At 71.2% G+C, this 19,215-nt stretch carries 17 protein-coding genes; 11 read left to right on the top strand and 6 right to left on the bottom strand.

What is annotated here, in order from left to right; translation table 11 throughout:
* The first annotated feature begins 356 nt into the window (after window positions 1-356).
* On the top strand, window positions 357-1,898 hold the full coding sequence (locus tag ABZ923_RS14530; protein ID WP_361470850.1) for an RNA polymerase sigma factor: 1,542 nt from the start codon (window positions 357-359) through the stop codon (window positions 1,896-1,898).
* 121 nt (window positions 1,899-2,019) lie between these two features.
* Window positions 2,020-2,880 (top strand): serine protease, encoded by an 861-nt coding sequence (locus ABZ923_RS14525; RefSeq protein WP_361470848.1) that lies wholly within the window; start codon window positions 2,020-2,022, stop codon window positions 2,878-2,880.
* A gap of 97 nt (window positions 2,881-2,977) precedes the next feature.
* Here ABZ923_RS14525 and ABZ923_RS14520 read toward each other — a convergent pair whose 3' ends face one another.
* Window positions 2,978-3,208 (bottom strand): hypothetical protein, encoded by a 231-nt coding sequence (locus ABZ923_RS14520; RefSeq protein WP_030735014.1) that lies wholly within the window; start codon window positions 3,206-3,208, stop codon window positions 2,978-2,980.
* A gap of 441 nt (window positions 3,209-3,649) precedes the next feature.
* On the opposite strand from ABZ923_RS14520, the gene ABZ923_RS14515 reads away from it, so the two are divergent.
* The 6 genes from ABZ923_RS14515 to ABZ923_RS14490 all read left to right on the top strand — a co-directional run bounded on the left by ABZ923_RS14515 (window position 3,650) and on the right by ABZ923_RS14490 (window position 10,776).
* Window positions 3,650-5,773, top strand: a complete 2,124-nt coding sequence (locus ABZ923_RS14515; RefSeq protein ID WP_361470846.1) for a DNA topoisomerase IV subunit B — start codon at window positions 3,650-3,652, stop codon at window positions 5,771-5,773.
* A 443-nt stretch (window positions 5,774-6,216) separates the two neighbouring features.
* Window positions 6,217-6,738: a DUF1453 domain-containing protein gene (locus ABZ923_RS14510; protein WP_361470844.1), complete on the top strand. Its 522-nt coding sequence runs from the start codon at window positions 6,217-6,219 to the stop codon at window positions 6,736-6,738.
* Window positions 6,735-7,886 carry a histidine kinase gene (locus ABZ923_RS14505; RefSeq protein WP_361470842.1) on the top strand — a complete coding sequence of 384 codons (1,152 nt, stop codon included), beginning with the start codon at window positions 6,735-6,737 and terminating at the stop codon, window positions 7,884-7,886. Before ABZ923_RS14510 ends, ABZ923_RS14505 begins: the two co-directional genes overlap by 4 nt.
* Window positions 7,883-8,569 carry a response regulator transcription factor gene (locus ABZ923_RS14500; protein ID WP_361470840.1) on the top strand — a complete coding sequence of 229 codons (687 nt, stop codon included), beginning with the start codon at window positions 7,883-7,885 and terminating at the stop codon, window positions 8,567-8,569. The genes ABZ923_RS14505 and ABZ923_RS14500 overlap by 4 nt, the downstream gene beginning before the upstream one ends.
* 162 nt (window positions 8,570-8,731) lie before the next feature.
* Complete coding sequence (locus ABZ923_RS14495; protein ID WP_361470838.1) at window positions 8,732-9,187, top strand: DUF485 domain-containing protein; 456 nt, start codon at window positions 8,732-8,734, stop codon at window positions 9,185-9,187.
* A complete protein-coding gene (locus ABZ923_RS14490) occupies window positions 9,184-10,776 on the top strand; it encodes a cation acetate symporter (RefSeq protein ID WP_361470837.1) in 1,593 nt (530 codons plus the stop codon). The genes ABZ923_RS14495 and ABZ923_RS14490 overlap by 4 nt, the downstream gene beginning before the upstream one ends.
* Before the next feature lie 18 nt (window positions 10,777-10,794).
* Here ABZ923_RS14490 and ABZ923_RS14485 read toward each other — a convergent pair whose 3' ends face one another.
* Window positions 10,795-11,487 (bottom strand): response regulator, encoded by a 693-nt coding sequence (locus ABZ923_RS14485; protein WP_361470835.1) that lies wholly within the window; start codon window positions 11,485-11,487, stop codon window positions 10,795-10,797.
* Between the two features lie 157 nt (window positions 11,488-11,644).
* Here ABZ923_RS14485 and ABZ923_RS14480 point away from each other — a divergent pair, with 157 nt between their 5' ends.
* The 3 genes from ABZ923_RS14480 to ABZ923_RS14470 are packed head-to-tail and all read left to right on the top strand — an operon-like array spanning window position 11,645 to window position 14,429.
* Complete coding sequence (locus ABZ923_RS14480; protein ID WP_361470833.1) at window positions 11,645-12,460, top strand: ABC transporter ATP-binding protein; 816 nt, start codon at window positions 11,645-11,647, stop codon at window positions 12,458-12,460.
* Window positions 12,450-13,313, top strand: coding sequence for an ABC transporter permease (locus ABZ923_RS14475; RefSeq protein WP_361470832.1), 864 nt, complete (start codon window positions 12,450-12,452; stop codon window positions 13,311-13,313). The genes ABZ923_RS14480 and ABZ923_RS14475 overlap by 11 nt, the downstream gene beginning before the upstream one ends.
* A gap of 60 nt (window positions 13,314-13,373) precedes the next feature.
* Window positions 13,374-14,429 (top strand): ABC transporter substrate-binding protein, encoded by a 1,056-nt coding sequence (locus ABZ923_RS14470; RefSeq protein WP_361470830.1) that lies wholly within the window; start codon window positions 13,374-13,376, stop codon window positions 14,427-14,429.
* Window positions 14,430-14,447: 18 nt separating this feature from the next.
* Here the strand turns inward: ABZ923_RS14470 and ABZ923_RS14465 are convergent, their stop codons facing one another.
* The 4 genes from ABZ923_RS14465 to ABZ923_RS14450 all read right to left on the bottom strand — a co-directional run bounded on the left by ABZ923_RS14465 (window position 14,448) and on the right by ABZ923_RS14450 (window position 19,169).
* Window positions 14,448-15,128 (bottom strand): response regulator, encoded by a 681-nt coding sequence (locus ABZ923_RS14465; RefSeq protein ID WP_358647424.1) that lies wholly within the window; start codon window positions 15,126-15,128, stop codon window positions 14,448-14,450.
* The gene (locus tag ABZ923_RS14460; protein WP_361470828.1) at window positions 15,125-16,804 is read right to left on the bottom strand and encodes a sensor histidine kinase; all 1,680 of its coding nucleotides are present in this window, start codon (window positions 16,802-16,804) and stop codon (window positions 15,125-15,127) included. Before ABZ923_RS14460 ends, ABZ923_RS14465 begins: the two co-directional genes overlap by 4 nt.
* Window positions 16,805-16,916: 112 nt before the next feature.
* Complete coding sequence (locus ABZ923_RS14455; protein WP_361470826.1) at window positions 16,917-17,858, bottom strand: sucrase ferredoxin; 942 nt, start codon at window positions 17,856-17,858, stop codon at window positions 16,917-16,919.
* A 54-nt stretch (window positions 17,859-17,912) separates the two neighbouring features.
* On the bottom strand, window positions 17,913-19,169 hold the full coding sequence (locus ABZ923_RS14450; RefSeq protein ID WP_361470824.1) for a citrate synthase: 1,257 nt from the start codon (window positions 19,167-19,169) through the stop codon (window positions 17,913-17,915).
* Window positions 19,170-19,215 lie beyond the last annotated feature (46 nt).

Raw genomic sequence — 19,215 nt, 5'->3', positions numbered from 1 at the left:
CCCCGCCGGACCTTCTGGAGTCCGGCGGGTCCGGCGGGCCCGACGGTGCGACGACACGACCTGGGTGTGGGTGTAGCCGGGACGAAGGTCAAGAATGTCGCCCTCTGTGCATGTCTGACCGCTTTTGACCGCTTACGGGGTGTGACTCGGGCCACGTAGATTGGGCGTAACGCTCATGGAGACAGCGCGATGACCTAAGAGGTGATAGCCGCGGAGGGAATACGGTCGCCGTACGAGGCGCTGTGCATCTTCCCGGCCCCCGCCCGCGCCGTCGGCCCATCCCCAGGCCGGTGGTCGGCTCCTGTCCGCAGTGGACGGTGCCGGAAGCCGTTTTCCAACGTTCCGAGAGGTTGTTCGTGTCGGCCAGCACATCCCGTACGCTCCCGCCGGAGATCGCCGAGTCCGTCTCTGTCATGGCGCTCATTGAGCGGGGAAAGGCTGAGGGGCAGATCGCCGGCGACGATGTGCGTCGGGCCTTCGAAGCTGACCAGATTCCGGCCACTCAGTGGAAGAACGTACTGCGCAGCCTCAACCAGATTCTTGAGGAAGAGGGTGTGACGCTGATGGTCAGTGCCGCAGAGCCCAAGCGCACCCGCAAGAGCGTCGCAGCGAAGAGCCCGGCCAAGCGCACCGCCACCAAGACGGTCGCGGCGAAGACGGTGACCACCAGGAAGGCCACCGCCAGCACGGCCGCCCCCGCGGCGCCCGCCGCCCCGGCCGTCGCCGAGTCCGCCGAGGAAGCCGCACCCGCCAAGAAGGCCGCCGCCAAGAAGGCGACCGCCAAGAAGACGGTCGCCAAGAAGACCGTCGCCAAGAAGACGGCCGCCAAGAAGACCACGGCCAAGAAGGACGACGTCGAGCTTCTCGACGAAGAGGTCCTGGAGGACACCAAGGTCGCCGACGAGCCCGAGGGGGCCGAGAGCGCCGGCTTCGTCCTGTCCGACGAGGACGAGGACGACGCGCCCGCGCAGCAGGTCGCCGCGGCCGGCGCCACCGCCGACCCGGTCAAGGACTACCTGAAGCAGATCGGCAAGGTCCCCCTGCTCAACGCCGAGCAGGAGGTCGAGCTCGCCAAGCGCATCGAGGCGGGTCTGTTCGCCGAGGACAAGCTGGCGAACGCCGACAAGCTCGCCCCCAAGCTCAAGCGCGAGCTGGAGATCATCGCCGAGGACGGCCGCCGCGCCAAGAACCACCTGCTGGAGGCCAACCTCCGACTCGTGGTCTCCCTGGCCAAGCGCTACACCGGCCGCGGCATGCTCTTCCTGGACCTGATCCAGGAGGGCAACCTCGGTCTGATCCGCGCGGTCGAGAAGTTCGACTACACCAAGGGCTACAAGTTCTCCACGTACGCCACCTGGTGGATCCGCCAGGCGATCACCCGCGCCATGGCCGACCAGGCCCGCACCATCCGTATCCCGGTGCACATGGTCGAGGTCATCAACAAGCTCGCGCGCGTGCAGCGCCAGATGCTCCAGGACCTGGGCCGCGAGCCCACCCCGGAGGAGCTGGCCAAGGAGCTCGACATGACCCCGGAGAAGGTCATCGAGGTCCAGAAGTACGGCCGCGAGCCCATCTCGCTGCACACCCCGCTCGGCGAGGACGGTGACAGCGAGTTCGGTGACCTCATCGAGGACTCCGAGGCCGTCGTCCCGGCCGACGCGGTCAGCTTCACGCTCCTGCAGGAGCAGCTGCACTCCGTACTGGACACCCTGTCCGAGCGCGAGGCGGGCGTCGTCTCCATGCGCTTCGGTCTCACCGACGGTCAGCCGAAGACCCTCGACGAGATCGGCAAGGTGTACGGCGTCACGCGCGAGCGCATCCGCCAGATCGAGTCCAAGACCATGTCGAAGCTGCGCCACCCGTCGCGTTCGCAGGTGCTGCGCGACTACCTCGACTAGGTCCCGCTCCACGACGGCGAAGGTCCGGTTCCCCTCGCGGGGGCCGGGCCTTCGTGCTGCGCGCGTGCGCGAGGTGGATCACTCTGGGTGTCCCACGAGCACCGCCGAGTGAGGAGCATGCATGCGCCGTTCCATTGCCCGGGCACTGATCCGGCCGCTGGCCCTGGCCGCCACCCTGACTGCCATACCCCTGGCGAGCACCTCTCCCGCGGTCGCCGACAGCGTGGTGGTCGGGGGGTTTCCGATCGACGTCTCCCAGGCTCCGTGGACGGTGGCGCTGGCCAGCCGTGACCTGTTCGGAGGAATGCGGGCGGGCCAGTTCTGCGGCGCCGTGGCCATCGGGCGCAGCACGGTGGTCACAGCGGCCCACTGCCTGGCCGAGGAGGTCCTCGGGACGCCGCCGAGCCGCCTGCGGGACCTCAAGGTCATCGCGGGCCGCACGGACCTGCTGTCGGGGCATGGACAGGAGATCGCCGTACGGGAGATCCGGGTCAATCCCGCGTACGACCTCACGACCAACTCCGGCGACTTCGCGGTCCTCGGACTCGCCGGCTCGCTGCCGCAGAGCGCGGTCGTCGCCATGGCGGGCCCGGGCGACCCTGCCTACGCGCCGGGCACCGAGGCCCTGGTGTCGGGATGGGGCGACACGACCGGAGCGGGAACGTACCCACGCCGGCTCCGCGCCGCACGCGTGCGCGTCCTGCCCGACGCGCTGTGCGCCCGCGCCTACCCGGGCGGTCCCGACGGCGCCTACCGGGCCGGCACCATGCTGTGCGCCGGCGAGGCCGCCGGCGGCCCCGACGGCTGCCAGGGCGACAGCGGGGGCCCTCTGGTGGCCGAGGGGCGACTGATCGGCCTCGTGTCGTGGGGGAGCGGCTGCGGACGGCCGGGACTCCCGGGCGTCTACACGCGCGTCTCCGAGGTCGTACGCGCGCTGCAGGCGGCCACAGGGGCCGGGGCGCGGCCCTCCGAGCCCGCGTGAACGCGTGCGGGCATGAGCACGGGCGGCCGCGTCCGGGTGAGAAGCGGCCGCCCGTTCACCGGCCTGTGCCGGGGCTGGCTCGTCGTAGGTGCGAGATTCAGCGCTCTTCTTCCGAAGCGGTGTTCGGAACGGAGGTCAGCCGCTCCGTCTCGTCCTGTATCTCAGCGGCGATCTTCTTGAGTTCCGGCTCGAACTTGCGACCGTGGTGGGCGCAGAAGAGCAGTTCTCCGCCGCTCAGCAGGACGACGCGCAGGTATGCCTGGGCGCCGCAGCGGTCGCAGCGATCGGCGGCCGTCAGCGGGCTCGCGGGGGTCAGAACAGTAGTCACGTCGCCTCTTCTCTAGCTCGACGAGCTGTCGTACCAGGGTCAACATCCAACCAGCCCGAAAACGTTCCCGCTCGTGGCTTTTCCTCGAAAAAATCTCTCCGGGGCGGCTGTCTGCTGCCGGTTGGCGGCGAATGTGCCGTATTGCGTCTCTTGTGTGCGTACGGGTTCGCGCTGTCTTGCTGTCTCGGTCCTCCCGGCCGGGTTGCCGGTTGTTCATGAGGACGTGCCCGGAGCCTAAATGGTTCATGCCTCGAATGGAACGTGATGTGTACTTCACTCCCACGAGGGATCGAACGTGTATGCGAGTGTGGACTAGTGTGAGTTGCCGACGAGGGTGGCGTTACACCGGCTCTACCAGGGCTCGGTACCCTCTGAGCGGCGACCGAAGCCGCCCCCTTACCCAAAAGGGGGCCACCTGAAATTCAGCGAGGAGCGAACCGCGTGACCGCCGATACGTCCGTGCCGTCCACAGCGCTGCTGGCAGGAGCAGACCGCGACGGTTCCAACTACACCGCGCGGCACCTGCTCGTCCTCGAGGGCCTTGAGGCCGTGCGCAAGCGCCCTGGCATGTACATCGGCTCGACCGACAGCCGCGGTCTGATGCACTGCCTGTGGGAGATCATCGACAACTCGGTGGACGAGGCCCTCGGCGGCTACTGTGACCACATCGAGGTCGTCCTTCACGACGACGGCTCCGTCGAGGTGCGCGACAACGGCCGCGGCATCCCCGTGGACGTGGAGCCGAAGACCGGCCTGTCCGGCGTCGAGGTCGTCATGACCAAGCTCCACGCGGGCGGCAAGTTCGGCGGCGGCTCCTATGCCGCCTCCGGCGGTCTGCACGGCGTCGGCGCCTCGGTGGTCAACGCCCTCTCCGCCCGTCTCGACGTCGAGGTCGACCGCGGCGGCCACACCCACGCCATCAGCTTCCGGCGCGGTGTGCCCGGCGCCTTCGCCGCCGACGGGGCCGAAGCGAAGTTCGAAGCCAAGAGCGGCCTGCGCAAGGCGAAGAAGATCCCCAAGACGCGCACCGGCACGCGCGTGCGGTACTGGGCCGACCGGCAGATCTTCCTCAAGGACGCCAAGCTCTCCCTGGAGAACCTGCACCAGCGCGCCCGGCAGACCGCCTTCCTGGTGCCGGGCCTGACCATCGTCGTCCGGGACGAGTACGGCCTGGGCGAGGGCGGCAGCAAGGGCGAGGAGTCCTTCCGCTTCGACGGCGGCATCAGCGAGTTCTGCGAGTACCTGGCGAGCGACAAGGCCGTCTGCGACGTCCTCCGCTTCTCCGGCAAGGGCACCTTCAAGGAGACCGTTCCCGTCCTGGACGAGCACGGCCAGATGACCCCCACCGAGGTCACCCGTGAGCTGGGCGTCGACGTCGCACTGCGCTGGGGCACCGGCTACGACACGACCGTCCGGTCGTTCGTCAACATCATCGCCACGCCCAAGGGCGGCACCCACGTCACCGGCTTCGAGCAGGCGCTCACCCAGACGATGAACGACGTGCTGCGCGCCAAGAAGATGCTGCGCGTGGCCGAGGACAACATCGTCAAGGACGACGCCCTGGAGGGCCTCACCGCCGTCGTCACGGTCCGTCTCGCCGAGCCGCAGTTCGAGGGGCAGACCAAGGAGGTCCTCGGCACCTCGGCGGCCCGCCGCATCGTGAACAGCGTGGTCAGCAAGGAACTGAAGGCGTTCCTGACGGCGACCAAGCGTGACGCCGCCGCCCAGGCCCGGGTCGTCATGGAGAAGGTGGTCGCGGCCGCCCGCACCCGGGTGGCGGCCCGCCAGCACAAGGACGCCCAGCGCCGGAAGACCGCTCTGGAGTCCTCGTCCCTGCCGGCCAAGCTCGCCGACTGCCGCAGCGACGACGTCGACCGCAGCGAGCTGTTCATCGTCGAGGGCGACTCCGCGCTCGGTACGGCCAAGCTGGCGCGGAACTCCGAGTTCCAGGCGCTGCTGCCGATCCGCGGCAAGATCCTCAACGTGCAGCGGTCGTCGGTGACCGACATGCTCAAGAACGCCGAGTGCGGCGCGATCATCCAGGTCATAGGGGCGGGCTCCGGCCGCACCTTCGACATCGACCAGGCCCGCTACGGCAAGATCATCATGATGACCGACGCCGATGTGGACGGCTCGCACATCCGCTGCCTGCTGCTCACGCTGTTCCAGCGCTACATGCGGCCCATGGTCGAGGCCGGCCGGGTCTTCGCCGCGGTGCCGCCGCTGCACCGGATCGAGATCGTCCAGCCGAAGAAGGGGCAGGACAAGTACGTCTACACGTACTCGGACCGCGAGCTGCGCGACAAGCTCATGGAGTTCCAGAGCAAGGGCATCCGGTACAAGGACTCCATCCAGCGCTACAAGGGTCTGGGTGAGATGGACGCCGACCAGCTGGCCGAGACCACGATGGACCCGCGCCACCGCACCCTGCGCCGGATCAACCTGTCCGACCTGGAGGCCGCCGAACAGGTCTTCGATCTGCTGATGGGCAACGACGTGGCACCGCGCAAGGAGTTCATCTCCAGCTCGGCGGCGACGCTGGACCGCTCGCGCATCGACGCGTAACCGCTGCGCCGGGCGCCGGGCGCCGGGCGCCGTGCGACGAGGGCCGGGAGGCAGGGGGGGCTCGCTGGGAAGCCTGTGCTTCGGGTAGGCGGGTGTGGCTGGGCGGCGGACGGGTACCGAGGCTCGCTGGAGGGTGGCGGGCAGCGTCTGAGACGGGGTGAGCGGTTCGGGCTCGGCGACTGAGCCCGGGCCGCTTGCCGACGGCCTCCCGCCGTGGCGGGCCGCCCTGCTCGCGGGCGCCACCTGCCACCCGCCACCGCCTGCCCACTGGGCGTGTCCCGGCGGCCCGGACGATTTCTCCACCCGTGGGTGGAGAAGAGCCGCTTCGGGTTTCCACCCTTGATCCACCCCGGCTCCGATCTCCCGGCCTGCGGATCTCCGTACCGTCGAAGGCGTCGGCAGCACTCGCTTCCGCCACCGTCTTCTCGCTCACGGGGGTTCGCATGTCCGGGCTGGTCAACGTGCTGGTGATCGTGGCCGTCGCCGCCATAGTGATCGCGCGGCAGTTCCGCGCCCGGGCGATCGACACGGACCGGCGCTGGTGGCTGCTGCCCGTGGTGCTCGCGGCCGTCGCGCTGCGCGAACCCGGCGCTCTCGACGCCCACCACCGCATCGAATCCGCCGCCCTGCTCGCCGTGGAACTGCTCATCGGGCTGGCCACCGGCGTCGGCTGGGGCTGGACCACCCGTATCTGGACGGCGCCGGACGGCGTCCTGTGGACCAGGAGCACGAAGGCGAGCGTCGCCGTCTGGGCCGTGGGCATAGCCCTGCGGACCGGCGTCTTCGCCCTCGGCTCCGCCCTCGGCCTGCACCAGGACAGCTCCGCGCTGATGCTGGGCCTCGCCGGCACCCTGCTGGTGCGCGGCGGGATCCTGGCCTGGCGGGTCCGGTCCGTCGACGTCGTGGGCCGTCCCGCCCCGGCGTACGGTGACGACGAGCGGTCGGCGTGGAAGGAGCGCGTGTGACAGAGAACGCCTGGACACGCTGGCCGTCGCGGGAGGCGCTCGGCCGCGCGGGAATCACCCCGGCCCGGCGCGTGCTCGTCTGGGCGGTCCGACTGCTCGTGCTGGCCCTGCTCCTCTGGGGCGCCTTCAGCCAGCGGCACGTCGGCATCGGGGGAGCGGTCGCGGCAGCCACCGGAGTCGTCCTCGCCGCCGTCGTCTCCTGGGCCTTCTTCCGGACCACCTATGAGCACCGGCTGGTGCCCTCCCTGGCGCTCATGAGCGTCCTCCTGGGTATCGCGGTCACAGCAGAGGCCACGGGGTTCCGAGGACCGGCCCTGGTGATCTGGTGCGGCTGCGGAGTCGGCGCACTGGAGCGGCTGCCGCTCGGGGCCGCGGTTCCCGTCGCGTCGGTGGCACTGGCCTCGTACGCCGCGTTCACCAACGACGTCTGGCTGTCCACGGCGGCCACCGTGGCCGGCATGGCCCTCGCCGGGTACGTGCTGCGGCTGGACGCCGAAGCCCGGGGCAACGCGCAGCGGCTGCTCGCCCAGGAGCGCGCCGCCCGCATCGCCGAGGCCGAGTCCGCGGCACTGGCCGAGCGGGCACGCATCGCACGGGAGATCCACGACGTGCTGGCCCACAGCCTCTCGGCGCAGCTCGTGCACCTGGAGGCGGCCCGGCTGCTGATCGAGAACGGCGCGGACCGCGACCGGATCCTGGAACGCGTGGTGGCCGCACGGGGCATGGCCCGCGACGGGCTCGCCGAGACCCGGCAGGCGCTGTCCGCCCTGCGGGGAGAACTGACCCCGCTGGAGGACTTCCTGACCGGACTCGTCAGCTCGGCCGACGGGGCCGAGGTCACCGTCACAGGTGAACGCAGACCCCTGCCGGCCGAGGCGTCCCAGGCCGTACGGCGGGTCGCGCAGGAGGCGCTGACGAACGTCCGCAAGCACGCCCAGGGCGCCAAAGTGGCCGTACGGCTCGACTACGGCGAGCACCAAGTGACACTGAACGTCCGGGACTCGGGCGGACGGCCGGGCGAACTCGTGGGAGCCGGCGGCGGGTACGGTCTGCTGGGCATGCGCGAGCGCGCCGAACTGCTGGGCGGTTCACTGGACGCCGGGCCGGACGAGGAGGGGTTCGTGGTGACGTTGAAGGTGCCCCTGTGACGGAGCCGGGAGAGAAGAAGCCCGCACGGGTGGTGGTGGCCGACGACCAGACCGTGGTCCGCGAAGGCATCGTGATGCTGCTCGGGCTGCTGCCGGGCGTGGAGGTCGTGGGGGCCGCCGGAGACGGTGAGGAGGCGGTGCGGCTGGTCGGCGAACTCGCTCCGGACGTCGTGCTGATGGACCTCAGGATGCCCCGCTGCGACGGAGTAGAGGCCACCCGGCGGATCCGGGCCCAGTACCCGGGAACCCAGGTCGTGGTGCTCACCACCTTCGCGGACGACGAGTCGCTGTTCCCGGCGCTGCGGGCCGGTGCCCGGGGATACCTGACCAAGGACGCGGGCGGCGACGAGATCGTACGGGCCGTGCACAGTGTGCTCTCGGGGGACGCGGGGCTGTCGCCGAGCGTCCAGCGCCGGCTGCTGGAGCGGCTGTCGCAGCCCGAACCCGACCCCGTGCCGGCGGCCGACGAGACGCCCGACGGGCTGACCGCGCGCGAGACCGAGGTCCTGGTGCTGATCGCCGAAGGTCTCAGCAATCAGGAGATCGCCCGCAGACTGCATGTGTCGACCGCGACCGTGAAGACCCACATCAACAACCTCTTTGCCAAGACGGGCCTCAAGGACCGGGCGCAGGCCGTGCGGTACGCCTACAGCAGGAGGCTCGTGAGGCCACCCGACGGCTGAGTCACCTGATGGGGTGAAGAGCTGGAGGAAGAAGAGTCAGAGAACTTCCCGTTCTGTCCATCCTTGGGCATGCAGTCAAGCAACGGTCGCCCCGGGGGCGCCGAGGACGGTCCCGAGAGATCGGCCGGGAACCAGGAAGACCACGCCACGCCCTCAAGGGACGTGACGTACGAGGACCCTTGGTACGACGCGCTGGCCTCTGGCTGGGGCGAGCTGGACGGCACCGGCAGGCCGGCGCCGGCCGTGCCGCCCGCGCGGGGTGAGCCCGGTGCGACGGCGGTGGACACCCGCGAGGTGTACGTCCAGGTGCAGCGCAGTGAGGCGTTCCAGGAGGTGCGCGGCAGGTACCGGCGGTTCGTGGTGCCGGGGGTCGTCGGCTTCCTGGTCTGGTACGTGGGGTACGTGGTCGCCGCGACGACCGCGCCCGGGCTCATGGCCCGGCCCGTGGCGGGGGCGGTGAACGTGGGGATGCTGGCGGGGCTGGGGCAGTTCCTCAGCACCTTCCTGCTCACCTGGGCCTACGCCCGGCATGCTCGGCTGCGCCGGGACCGGGCCGCGCTGGAGCTGCGCTGGGACACCCAGGAACTGGCCCGCGGTGCGAGAGGAGGCGCCTCGTGAGCGGTGACCATCAGAGGCTGGCGCTGCTGCTGTTCATCGGGTTCGTGGCGGTCACCCTCGGGATCACGACCTGGGTGAGCCGCAGGCGGCGCGGTTCGGCGGAGGAGTTCTACGCCGGCGGGCGGCTGTTCTCCCCGATGGAGAATGGTTTTGCCATCGCGGGCGACTACATGTCGGCCGCCTCCTTCCTCGGGATCGCCGGGCTCATCGCGCTGTTCGGGTACGACGGGCTGTTGTACTGCGTGGGGTTCCTCGTGGCGTGGCTGCTCGTGCTGTTCCTGGTGGCGGAACTGGTGCGCAACTGCGGGCGGTTCACCCTGGCCGACGTGGTGGCCGCGCGGATGCGTGACCGGCCGGTGCGGATCGCGGCGGGAACGTCCTCGGTCACGGTGTCCGTTCTGTATCTGGTGGCGCAGATGGTCGGTGCGGGCAGCCTGGTGGCGCTGCTGCTGGGGCGGACGGGCGGCGCGGCCCAGGCGTGGACGGTCATCGGTGTCGGCGCGCTCATGGTGATCTACGTGTCGTTGGGAGGGATGCGGGCCACCACCTGGATCCAGATCGTGAAGGCGGTCCTGCTGCTCGGCGGGACGGTCGTGCTGACCGTGCTCGTCCTGCTGCGCTTCCACGGTGACGTCGACCGACTGCTGTTCACGGCCGCGGAGCGCAGCGGCCACGGGAAGGCGTTCCTGGCGCCGGGCCTGAAGTACGGCGGGGACTGGACCGAGCGGCTCGACTTCATCAGCCTGGGACTCGCGCTGGTGCTGGGCACGGCCGGCCTGCCGCACATCCTGTCCCGCTTCTACACCGTGCCGACCGCGCGGGCCGCGCGTCGCTCCGTGGTGTGGTCCATCGGTCTGATCGGCAGCTTCTACCTGATGACGATCGTCCTCGGGTTCGGTGCGGCGGCTGTGGTGGGGACCGACGCCGTACGCGGATCCAACGCGGCCGGGAACACGGCCGTGCCACTGCTCGCCCTCGACCTGGGCGGCGGGTCGGGTACCACCGGTGGCACGGTGCTGTTCGCGGTGGTCGCCGCGGTGGCCTTCGCGACGATCCTCGCGGTGGTCGCCGGCATCACGCTCGCCTCCTCGGCCTCGGTGGCCCACGATCTGTACGCGTCGCTGCGCCGGCCGCACGGAAAGCCCCGCAGCGAGGTCGCGGTGGCACGGTGGGCGGCGGTCGGCATCGGCGTCGTGGCGATCGCGCTGGGCCTGCTGGCCCGCGACCTCAACGTGGCCTTCCTCGTCGGCCTCGCCTTCGCGGTGGCCGCGTCGGCGAACCTTCCCGTCCTGCTCTACTCGCTGTTCTGGCGCGGCTTCACGACACGTGGCGCCGTGTGGGCGGTGTACGGCGGGCTGCTCCCGGCGATCGGGCTGGTGCTGCTCTCCCCGGTGGTGTCCGGCAGCCCGGACTCCCTGTTCCCGGCCGTCGACTTCCAGTACTTCCCGCTGGACAACCCGGGCATCGTCTCCATCCCGCTCGGCTTCCTGGCCGGCTGGCTGGGCACGGTCACCTCGGACGAGGTCGCGGACGAGGGCAGGTACGCCGAGACGGAGGTGCGCTCGCTGACCGGGGCCGGAGCCGCGTAGCCCGGCCACCGTGCGCCGCTACGGAGCCACCCAGGCGTACCGGTGTTCCGGACGGCCGGTGTCGCCGTACTTCAGGGAGAGCCGGAGCCGGCCCGCCTGTTCCAGGTGGCGCAGGTAGCGCTGGGCGGTGGAGCGGCTCAGGCCGGTCCGGACGGCCACCTCGTGGGCCGAGAGCGGATGGCCGGCGCGGTGCAGGACGCCGCAGATCAGGTCGGTCGTGGGCTCGGAGTGGCCGGTCGGCAGGCCGGGTGCGGAGGGGGCGGGGGCGGTGCGCAGGGCGCCGAAGATCCGGTCGACCTGTTCCTGGCCCGTCAGGCCCCGGCCGCCCACCCGGTCGACCGTGCGGCGCAGGGCGGCGTAGGAGTCCAGGCGGGCGCGCAGCGCGGCGAAGGTGAACGGCTTGACCAGGTAGTGCAGGGCGCCCAGGCGCATCGCCTGCTGGACGGTCGTCACATCACTGGCCGCCGTGATCATGATGACGTCCGTGCCGTGGCCCTGCTCCCGCATGCGGTGCACGAGTTCCAGGCCGGTCCGGTCCGGCAGGTAGTGGTCGAGCAGGACCAGGTCGATGCCGCCGCGTTCGACGGCGGCCAGAGCCTGGGCGGCGCTGTGCGCGCGGGCGGCCACCCGGAAGCCGGGAACCTTTCCCACGTACTTGGCGTTGATCTCTGCGACGCGGAAGTCGTCGTCCACCACCAGGACGTCAATCATCAGGCCTCTCCTTCAAGGCCGGCGAGCATCGAGCCCGTGTTCGGCTCCGCAGTTGTAGCGCGAGCAAAACGAGCACAACAGGTCCTTGCGAGCAAAAGAACGGCTTGTGCTCACAAGACTGCTGCCGTGGCGGGGGTCACACCTACCGTCCCGGCCCATGAGCGCACACACCAGCCCCGCCATCGAGCTGCGGGGCGCGAGCAAGATCTTCAGAACCCCGTCCGGGGGACTGCACACGGCCGTGCGCGGCCTGGACCTCACCGTCGCGCGCGGCGAGTTCGTGGCGGTCGTCGGGCCGACGGGCTGCGGCAAGTCCACCACGCTGACCCTGGTCAGCGGCCTGGAGGAGCCCACCGAGGGCGAGGTGCTGGTGGCCGGGGAACCGGTCGAAGGCGTCGGCGACAAGGTCGGCTTCGTCTTCCAGCAGGACGCCACCTTCCCCTGGCGGACGGTCCTGTCGAACGTCATGGCGGGCCCCCGCTTCCGGGGCGTGCCCAAGGCGGAGGCCAGGCAGAAGGCCCGTGAATGGCTGGCCCGGGTGGGACTCGCCGCCTTCGAGGACCGCTATCCGCACCAGCTCTCCGGCGGCCAGCGCAAGCGCGTCGCCCTGGCGGCCACGTTCGTCAACGACCCCGAGATCCTGCTGATGGACGAGCCGTTCTCCGCGCTCGACGTGCAGACCCGGGCGCTGATGTCGGACGAGCTGCTGGAGCTGTGGGAGGGCACCGGCGCCTCCGTCGTCTTCGTCACCCACGACCTGGAGGAGTCCATCGCGCTGGCCGACAAGGTCGTCGTGATGACCGCCGGACCCGCGACCGTGAAGCAGGTCTTCGACATCGACCTGCCCCGCCCGCGGAAGGTCGAGTCGGTGCGCCTGGAACCGCGGTTCATCGAGATCTACCGCGAGATCTGGGAGTCCCTCGGCGAAGAGGTCCGCATCACCCGGGAGAGGGGTGCCGCCCATGTCGCCTGAGGTTCTCAGCACGCCGGTCGTCGACACCGCCAAGACACCCGGTCGCGCGCAGAGCCGCGCCCAGGCCGCCCGCCGGCGCAAGGTCCTCGTCGGGGTCGCGCGCGTGGTGCTGCTGGTGGTCGTCCTCGGACTGTGGGAGACGCTGTCCCGCGCCAAGGTCATCGATCCGTTCAACTTCTCGATGCCCTCGAAGATCTGGGACCAGATCTACACCTGGGTGGCCCACGGGACGGCGCTCGGCTCCCTGGGCGAGCAGATCTGGTACACGCTCCACGAGGCACTGCTCGGCTGGGTCATCGGCGTGGTCGCCGGTGTGCTCCTCGGTATTGCGCTCGGGCGGATCAGATTGCTCGCCGAGATCCTTGGTCCATACATCAAGGTGCTCAACTCGATCCCCAGGATCGTGCTGGCGCCCATCTTCCTGATCTGGTTCGGCCTCGGTCCGTCCTCCAAGGTGGCCTCCGCCGTCGTCCTCGTCTTCTTCCCGGTGTTCTTCAACGCCTTCCAGGGCGCCCGCGAGGTGGACCGCAACCTCGTGGCCAACGCCCGCATCCTGGGCGCGAGCGACCGCAGGGTGACCCTTCAGGTGGTCATCCCGTCGGCCACCTCCTGGATCTTCACCAGCCTCCACGTCAGCTTCGGCTTCGCGCTCATCGGCGCCATCGTCGGCGAGTACATCGGCGCGACCAAGGGCATCGGCCTGCTCGTCGCGCAGTCGCAGAACACCTTCAACGCGGCCGGCGTCTACGCCGCGATGGTCATCCTCGCCGTCGTCGCCCTCGTCGCCGAAGGACTGCTCACCTTCGCCGAGCGCCGCATCTTCCGGTGGAAGCCCAGCGGTTCCGACAGCTGACCGGCCCCCGCCACCCCTCTCCCTTCTCCCGCACCGCCCTCTCACAAGGACGTGAACCGCATGCGCAAGACCCCCGGATACGCCTCCCTCGCCGCCGCCGGACTGCTCGCCCTCTCCTCCCTCACCGCCTGCGCCAACGACGCGGCAAGCTCCACGGCCGACACCGGCAGCGGTGGCGGTGGCAAGGGCGAGAGCGTCAAGATCATGGTCGGCGGCCTGGACAAGGTCATCTACCTGCCCGCGATGCTCACCCAGCGCCTCGGCTACTTCCAGGCCGAGGGCCTGAACGTCCAGCTCCTGAGCGAGCCCGCCGGGGTCCAGGCCGAGACCGCGCTCGTCTCCGGCCAGGTGCAGGGCGCGGTCGGCTTCTACGACCACACCCTCGACCTGCAGGTGAAGGGCAAGTCGGTGGAGTCGGTCGTGCAGTTCTCGCACGCTCCCGGCGAGGTCGAGGTCGTGTCCAACGAGGCCGCCGGCGACCTCACCTCGCCCAAGGACTTCAAGGGCCGCAAGCTGGGCGTGACCGGCCTCGGCTCCTCGACCGACTTCCTCACCAAGTACCTGGCGGTCAAGAACGGAGTGAAGATCAGCGAGTTCACGCCGGTCGCGGTGGGGGCGGGGCCGACGTTCATCGCGGCGCTCCAGAAGGGGGCGATCGACGGCGGCATGACCACCGACCCGACCGTCGCGACGCTCCTGGACAAGAAGGCCGGGAAGATCCTCATCGACATGCGCACCCCCGAGGGTTCGCAGGAGGCGCTCGGCGGGCCGTACCCCTCGTCAAGTCTGTACATGCAGACGGACTGGGTGAACGGACACAAGGACACCGTCCAGAAGTTGGTCAACGCATTCGTCAAGACGCTCAAGTGGATGTCCACGCACAGCGCCGACGAGATCGCCGCCAAGATGCCCGCCGACTACTCCCAGGGCGACAAGGCCCTGTACGCGCAGGCCATCAAGAGCACCCTGCCGATGTTCACCGACGACGGCGTGATGCCCCAGGGCGGTCCCGAGACCGTGGAGAAGGTGCTCAAGGCGTTCAACCCGAACATCAAGAACGCGAAGGTCGACCTGAGCAAGACGTACACGACGGAGTTCGTCAAGGCGGTCAAGTGACCGTTGCATGAATCGCGCTCAGGCGCGGGTCGCCCACACGTAACGGTGTTCCGGGCGGCCCGCGTCGCCGTACTTGAGGGTCAGCCGGGCCCGGCCGGTGCGCTCCAGCAGCTTCAGATACCGCTGGGCGGTCTGCCGGCTCACCCCCGTCCGCTCGGCGATCTCCTGGGCGGACAGCGGACGTTCCGCGCTCAGCAGTGCCTGGCGCACCAGCTCGGCCGTCGTGGGGGAGTGCCCCTTGGGCAGCCCCGGCTCCGACGGGGCGGACAGGGCGCCGAAGATCCGGTCCACCTCCGCCTGCTCGGCCTCGCCGCCGCCGTCCAGGGTGCGCCGCAGCTCGGCGTACGCCTCCAGCTTCGCCCGCAGACCGGCGAACGCGAACGGCTTCACCAGGTACTGCAACGCCCCCTGCCGCATGGCCGCCTGCACGGTCGACACGTCCCGCGCCGCCGTCACCATGATCACGTCGGTCTGGTGGCCGCGCCGGCGCATCTCCTGGACGACCGCGAGCCCCGTGTCGTCGGGCAGGTAGTGGTCCATCAGGACGAGATCCAGCCGTGGCAGGGTCTCCACCTGGCGCAGCGCCTCGGCCGCGTTGTGCGCCTCGCCGGCCACGTGGAAACCGGGCACCTTCTCCACGTAGGCGGCGTTGACGCGGGCGACGCGGGTGTCGTCGTCCACGACCAGGACCTCGATCATCGCGCGTCCTCCTCGGCGACGGCAGCGGCCCCGGGGGACTCCTCGGGCACCGCGGGTTCCAGTTCCGGTTCGGTCAGTGCCTCGGGCAGGATCACGGTGAACTCCGCGCCACCGCCGGCCGCCGTGCCCACGGTCGCGCTCCCGCCCTGCCGTTCGGCGAGCCGGCGCACCAGGGACAGCCCGATGCCCCGCTTGCCGTGCGCGGGCGGCTTCTTGGTGGACCATCCCTCCGTGAAGACCAACTCCCGTTGGTCTTCGGGGATGCCGGGGCCCGTGTCGTGCACCGTCAGGACGACCGTACGGCCCTCCGCGCGCAACTCGACCTCCACGCGTGCGTGGAGGGTGCCCGCGACCGCGTCCAGAGCGTTGTCCACGAGGTTGCCCACCACCGTGACCAGACCCCGGGGATCGATCAGCCGGTCCGGGAGCCGGGTGCGCTCCGACACCCACAGGGCGACTCCGCGCTCGGCCGCCACGGTCGCCTTGCCGACCAGCAGCGCGGCCAGGAGCGGGTCCTGGATCCTCTCCGTGACCTGCTCGGCGGTGGCCCGGTGGTCCCCGACCACCTCGCCGACGAACTCCACGGCGTCGTCGTACATCTCCAGCTCCAGCAGCCCCAGCAGGGTGTGCATGCGGTTGGCGTGCTCGTGGTCCTGCGCGCGCAGGGCGTCGATCAGCCCGCGCGTGGAGTCCAGTTCGCGCCCCAGCTGCTCCAGCTCGGTGCGGTCGCGCAGGGTGGCCACGGCGCCGCCGTCGCCGGTGGGCATGCGGTTGGCGACCAGGACGCGCTGGCCGCGCACGGTGAGCAGATCGGTGCCGGTCACCCGGCCGGCCAGCACGTCCGTCGTACGGCCCGCGCCGAGCGCCTCGTCGGGGGTCCGCCCGACGGCCTCGTCGCCGATGCCCAGCAGCCGCCGCGCCTCGTCGTTGAGCAGGCGGACACGGCCGCCCCGGTCGAACGCGACGACGCCCTCCCGGATGCCGTGCAGCATCGCCTCGCGCTCCGCGAGCAGCGCCGAGATGTCGGAGAAGGCCAGGTCCCGGGTCTGCCGCTGGACCCGGCGGGAGATCAGCCAGGCGGCGAGCGCGCCCACCGCGAGCGCGCCGCCGGCGTACGCGAACAGCCCGGGGATCGCGCTGATCAGCCGCGCCCGCACACTGTCGTAGGCGATGCCCACCGAGACCGCGCCGACGATGCGGTGGCCGGCGTCGTACAGGGGCACCTTGCCGCGCGCCGAGCGTCCCAGGGTGCCCTTGTCGATCTCCATGACCTCCTTGCCCGCCAGGGCGTCGGAGGGGTCGGTGGAGACGGGCCGGCCGATCTCCGAGGGCGTGGGGTGCGACCAGCGCACCCAGTCCCGGTCCAGCACCACGATGTACTCGGCGTGCGTGGCCCGCCGGATCCGCTCGGCCTCCCGCTGCACCGGGCCGTTCCTGGTCGGCGGGGTGGTGCGGACCCCCTCGGCGATCTGCGGGTCCTGGGCGGTGGTCTCGGCGATGGCCAGCGCGCGGCGCATCGCCTCCTGGTCCAGCTGCTTGCTGAGCGGAGCCAGGAAGAGCCCGGTCGCGAGCACCGCGACTCCCGCGGCGATCGCCACCTGCATCAGCAGCACCTGGGAGAACATCCGTCGGGGCAGTCCGAGGCGCAGACGGCGGGCGGGGGGAGTGGGGCTCATACCCACGACGGTACGTGGGGCCGTCGGAAGCCCCCCAGGGGGTGTGGTGTGGATCTCTTGATCCACCTGTTGATCAATGGTGGACGGCCTGCGTGACGGCCTCGGTACGCGGCTAGCTCGCCAGTGCCGTCGGCCTCAGCTCGCGCACCTCGACCACGTCCATCCGGGCGGGCGTGCCGAGCACCGCCGCGCCACAGCTCTCCTGGCGGGGCGGCAGCGACGCGCCCTGCGCCACGGTGACCCGCCACCGGCGGCCGTCGGCGTGCACGACGGTGACCTCCCAGCGCGGAGCCGCACCGGCCGTCCGTACGACGCTCAGCACACCCGTCCGGTACTCGCCCGCGGCCGACCGGACGGCCAGTTCCGCCGCCTGGCCGGGCCGTTCCCACGCGGAGCACCCCCGGCACCCCTCGACGACCAAGCGCCCCTCCTGGACGCCGTGCAGGGCCTCCTTGACGGTGTGCGCCTCGGCGCGGCCGTAGGCGTAGCCGTACGGCAGGACGAGCACCGTGGGCGCGAACCGGTGTCCACCCAGATGGGTGACCTCCCAGACGCCGCGCACCCCGGAGGCGACCAGCTCCGTGGCGAGGGGACGGCCCAGCAGGGCGCAGCAGCGGTCGCGTTTGCCGTTGGTGCACACGAGCGCCAACGGGTCACCGCGGTGCGGCTGCCCGCCGAGCACCGCGCCGAAGGAACGGTGGTCGCCGGTCCCGAGGCCGGCGAAGTCCAGTTCGAGCAGCCGCTCGGGAGCGCGGGTGGTGGCACTGTGCAGCCACACGTTTCCCGGAACGGTGTGCGCGGCGTACACCTGCCGGACCGCGGGCGTGCCGGGGTCGGCGTGGCGCCCGGGGCGCCGGATCAGCGCGATGCGCACGCCGGTCCCGTCGGCGGCGGCCTCCAGCGCCCGGCCCAGCGCGGGGTCCAGGTGACTGGAGGTGAGCGCCTTGACGCCCCACGGACCGGGCTGTTCCAGCAGCAGCCACGTCGTCGCCGTGGCAGCCGTACCGGAAACCGGCTCGTCGAGGCTCCGGGAGACGGTCGCACACCTACTCACAGAGGTGAGCCTAACCTGACTGGCCGCGGGGGCACTTCCGGCCGGTGCCGTGTCCTACTCCGGGAGGGGCTGCGGCGGGCGCGGACCGACGTAGTGGCCGCTGGGGCGCATGCGCAGCGGGCGCTCGCCGTACTCCTCCAGGGCGTGGGCGATCCAACCCGCGGTGCGGGCGACGGCGAAGATCGTCTCGCCGGCCGTGGCCGGCATGCCGGAGGACGCGGTGAACACCGCCAGGGCCAGGTCCACGTTGGCGTGCAGCGGGGAGTGCCGGGCGGTCGTCGCCACGATGTCGCGGGCCGCGAGCAGCGCGGACTCCGCGCGCGGGACCTGTTCGAGGAGACCGAAGAGCACCCGCGCGCGGGGATCCTCGCCCGCGTACAGCCGGTGCCCGAGGCCGGGGACGCGGCGGCCCTCGCGCAGTTCGGCGGCGATCACGGGGACCGCCGTGCCCTGGTCGAGCACGTCCAGCAGCATCCGGTGGGCCAGGCCGCTGGCGGCGCCGTGCAGCGGACCCTCCAGCACGCCGAGCCCGGCCGAGACGGCCGCGTACGCGTGCGCGCGGGCCGAGGCGGCGACGCGTACCGCGAGTGTCGACGCGGCCAGGTCGTGGTCGGCGAGCAGCGCCAGCGCGGTGTCCAGGACGCGCAGGGAGGCCTCGTCGGCCGGGTGGCCGGTCAGCCGGGTCCACAGGCGCTGGGCCAGCGGGCCGTCGTCCTTGCGCTCGTACGCGGCCGGCGGCAGCGCGGCGACCAGGGTCGGGATGAGGATGCGCGCCGTGCTCAGCACGGCCTCCTCGGACAGGTCGAAGCGCAGCGGGTCCTCGGCCGCGGCGGCGATCGCCGCCACCCGCAGCCGGTCGATGGGGGAGGCGTGCTCGGACAGGGCGTCCACCGCGCGGCGGGCGACCTCCACGGTGGTCCCGGGTGCGGAGAAGGCCGCCCCGGGCCTCGTCCGGCCCGTCCACAGCCACTCCGCGACCTCCTCGTAGGGGTGGCGGGCGGCCAGCTCGACGGCGTCCACACCCCGGTAGAAGTACCGGTCCCGCTCGATCAGAGTGATCCGGGTGCGGACGGACAGGTCCCCGCCGGAGCCCGGGCTCCCGGCCGCCTCGCGCCGGTTGCGCCGGGCGAGGGCCTCCACCTCCCTGGCCTCGAAGGTGCTGGCCCGGCCGCCGGGCTCGCGTCTGCTGCTGAGCAGGCCGCGGCTCACGTACGCGTAGACCGTCTCGGGCTTCACGCCGAGGAGTTCGGCGGTCTCCTTGGTGGTCAGCCGGTGCCCGGGGCGGTGGGGGGCGGTGTCGGGATCGCGCATGGACGCCACGGTAGCCGTCCCTGCACAGGTTGATGGCTACACATTG

Origin of the sequence: Streptomyces sp. NPDC046881, from assembly GCF_040645015.1 — a bacterium.
GTDB lineage: Bacteria > Actinomycetota > Actinomycetes > Streptomycetales > Streptomycetaceae > Streptomyces.
Note: the sequence above shows the minus strand (reverse complement) of the source record. Positions and strands in the feature narration are given on the sequence as shown.

Coding starts and splice junctions, on each gene's coding strand:
- ABZ923_RS14525 (WP_361470848.1), top strand. CDS start 2,020: ATGCGCCGTTCCATTGCCCGGGCACTGATCCGGCCGCTGGCCCTGGCC.
- ABZ923_RS14510 (WP_361470844.1), top strand. CDS start 6,217: ATGTCCGGGCTGGTCAACGTGCTGGTGATCGTGGCCGTCGCCGCCATA.
- ABZ923_RS14485 (WP_361470835.1), bottom strand. CDS start 11,487: ATGATTGACGTCCTGGTGGTGGACGACGACTTCCGCGTCGCAGAGATC.
- ABZ923_RS14480 (WP_361470833.1), top strand. CDS start 11,645: ATGAGCGCACACACCAGCCCCGCCATCGAGCTGCGGGGCGCGAGCAAG.
- ABZ923_RS14475 (WP_361470832.1), top strand. CDS start 12,450: ATGTCGCCTGAGGTTCTCAGCACGCCGGTCGTCGACACCGCCAAGACA.
- ABZ923_RS14470 (WP_361470830.1), top strand. CDS start 13,374: ATGCGCAAGACCCCCGGATACGCCTCCCTCGCCGCCGCCGGACTGCTC.
- ABZ923_RS14465 (WP_358647424.1), bottom strand. CDS start 15,128: ATGATCGAGGTCCTGGTCGTGGACGACGACACCCGCGTCGCCCGCGTC.
- ABZ923_RS14460 (WP_361470828.1), bottom strand. CDS start 16,804: ATGAGCCCCACTCCCCCCGCCCGCCGTCTGCGCCTCGGACTGCCCCGA.
- ABZ923_RS14450 (WP_361470824.1), bottom strand. CDS start 19,169: ATGCGCGATCCCGACACCGCCCCCCACCGCCCCGGGCACCGGCTGACC.